4 protein-coding genes are annotated in these 2335 nt (G+C 59.4%); 1 reads left to right on the top strand and 3 read right to left on the bottom strand.

All coding sequences use genetic code 11. The annotated features are described in order from the left end of the window. The 3 genes from soxZ to moaC all read right to left on the bottom strand — a co-directional run. The coding region (gene soxZ / locus ADADOO_RS11195; RefSeq protein WP_511277591.1) for a thiosulfate oxidation carrier complex protein SoxZ at positions 1–253 on the bottom strand (253 nt) is incomplete at its 3' end. 2 nt (positions 254–255) lie between these two features. After that, positions 256–729 carry a thiosulfate oxidation carrier protein SoxY gene (soxY, locus tag ADADOO_RS11200; protein WP_511277592.1) on the bottom strand — a complete coding sequence of 158 codons (474 nt, stop codon included), beginning with the start codon at positions 727–729 and terminating at the stop codon, positions 256–258. 17 nt (positions 730–746) lie between these two features. Beyond that, the gene (moaC, locus tag ADADOO_RS11205) at positions 747–1229 is read right to left on the bottom strand and encodes a cyclic pyranopterin monophosphate synthase MoaC (protein ID WP_511277593.1); all 483 of its coding nucleotides are present in this window, start codon (positions 1227–1229) and stop codon (positions 747–749) included. A gap of 63 nt (positions 1230–1292) precedes the next feature. Here moaC and ADADOO_RS11210 point away from each other — a divergent pair. After that, the coding region (locus ADADOO_RS11210; RefSeq protein ID WP_511277594.1) for a M48 family metallopeptidase at positions 1293–2335 on the top strand (1043 nt) is incomplete at its 3' end.

Here is a 2335-nt window from a genome sequence, read left to right on the forward strand (position 1 = left end):
AAACCTTGTCGCCAGCCTTGATGCCGCGTGCCTTGAAGGTGAAAAGCGGGTTCCTGGAAATCGACGTATTGAGTTGTCCGTCGATAATCGGCTTTCCGTTCAGGTTGACCGTGAAGGTCTGGATAAAGTGCATCGGTAAGCTCAGCCCCTTGTCGTCCTTGCGCTGTCCGGTTTCCATGGGGTGCTGCATGAGGATGCGAATGTCGGTGACTTCGCCCTGGATCTGGGCGCGAATCTTGATTTGATCTGCCATGCTCAGCCTCCACATCCGCCCTGCGTTACCTTGATTTCGCGGAAGGCAACGTAGGACTTCCCGTCCGTTGTTTTAGCCACCGCGCGGACGCGCGTGGTTTCGGCTATTTTGAGGTGGGCTTTTAGATAAGGCAGGACCGGGCTGGAGAATTCGATAACCGAGCTCAGTGGCAACGGGTTCTTGTCGGCAAAGATGGCCACGCTCCGGGTGTTGGGGATGTTGCAGGTGATCTCGACTTCGACCTTGGCGCCGTTTTCGGCGATTTCGGGGGCGTTGATGATGATGTCGCGTGATTCGGTGGCGTTGGCACTACCGTAAGCTTTCAGTGCGTCGTTGATGGTGCGGGCGGAGAAAGCGCTTTTGTTCCATTCGGCGGCCAGAACCCGGGTGGGCATGAGCAGCCCGCTGCCGATCAAGGGCGATAAGAGGGCGGCCGAGACGCCGCCTTTGAGAAATTTTCTGCGCAGTTCTGACATATTTTGTTGCGGGAGCGTTATTCGGCGACCCAATGGCCGGATTTGCCGCCGGCTTTTTCGAGCAGGCGGACATTTTCAATACGCATGCCACGGTCGACGGCTTTGCACATGTCGTAGATGGTCAGCAGGCCAACCGATGTTGCGGTCAGCGCTTCCATTTCGACACCGGTTCGCCCGAAACATTCGGCGACGATTTCACAGTGAACCGCGTTTTGGGCTTCGTCGATTGAAAAATCAGCGGTGACGCGGGTCAGGGCGATCGGGTGACACAGCGGAATAAGGTCGCCGGTGTGCTTTGAGGCCTGAATCGCGGCGATGCGCGCAATGCCCAGGACGTCCCCTTTCTTGGCAGAACCGGCGAGAATCAGCGCCAGCGTCTCGGGCTGCATGAAAATGCTGCCGGCAGCGCGGGCGATACGGGCCGTTTCAGCTTTGGCGCCGACGTCGACCATATGAGCCTGGCCGGCGTTGTCGAAATGAGTCAGGGTCTGGTTGGTCACGGGATTTACGATTGGTTACGATGCGCCGGAAGGGCAGTTTGGAGGCTGCGGTATCATAGCACCATGCACCTGAGCCAACGCTTGATCGCCGTCCTTCTTGCCTGCTCGCTGGCTTTGCCGCCCGTGGCAGCCGACGAATTGCCGGAGCTGGGGGACGCTGCCAGCAACGATTTGTCGCTGAGTACCGAGAAGAAAATCGGCCAGCAGATCATGCATGAAATTCGCTGGCGCGAGCCGTCGTATCTCGATGATGCCGATGTCGAAGCTTATTTGAATCAGTTGGGTGGAAGGCTGGCGGCGGTGAGCAACGACCCCGGTTTCGGTTTTTACTTTTTCCCGATCAATGATCCGAATATCAACGCCTTTGCCATGCCCGGCGGGTATATCGGGGTGCATACCGGGCTGATCGTCTCGGCGCAGACGGAGTCGGAGCTGGCCGGCGTGCTCGGGCATGAACTCTCGCACGTGACGCAGCGCCACATTGCGCGCCAGGTGTTCCAGTCGAAGCAGGTCGGTATGGCGTCGATGGTGGCGATGGCGCTGGCTTTGTTGGCCGCTCGTTCGAGCGGGCAGATGGCCGGGGCGGCGATTGCGACGACGCAGGCCGGGGCGATTTCGGCCCAACTGGCCTTTTCCCGGGATTTCGAGCGCGAGGCGGATCGCCAGGGTTTCGATATTTTGCGCAAGGCGGGGTTTGACGTGCGGGGCATGGGCGTGTTTTTCGAGCGCCTGCAAAAATCGGTTCGCCTGTATGAGAACAACGCGACGGCTTACCTGCGTACCCATCCGCTGACCGGCGAGCGCTTGACCGATATGCAGAATCGCGAGCAGGCGGTGCCCTATCGTCAGGTGGCGGACAGCGTCGATTTCCAGCTGGTGCGCGCCAAGGTTCGCGCCATGCAGGGGACGCCCGGCGACGCGGTCAAGGATCTGGAAAAACTGCTGCACGAAAGAAAGTTTGCCTCAGAGGCGGCCATTCGCTACGGCCTGGCTTTCGCGCTGTATCGAAATCGTGACTGGGGTGGGGCCGAGCGGGAGATTGAAGCGATTCGCCGCCTCAAGGTTTCGGCCCCGATGCTCGAACATTTGCGGGCCGATATCCGGAT

This window comes from Azonexus sp., assembly GCF_036170495.1.
GTDB lineage: Bacteria > Pseudomonadota > Gammaproteobacteria > Burkholderiales > Rhodocyclaceae > Azonexus.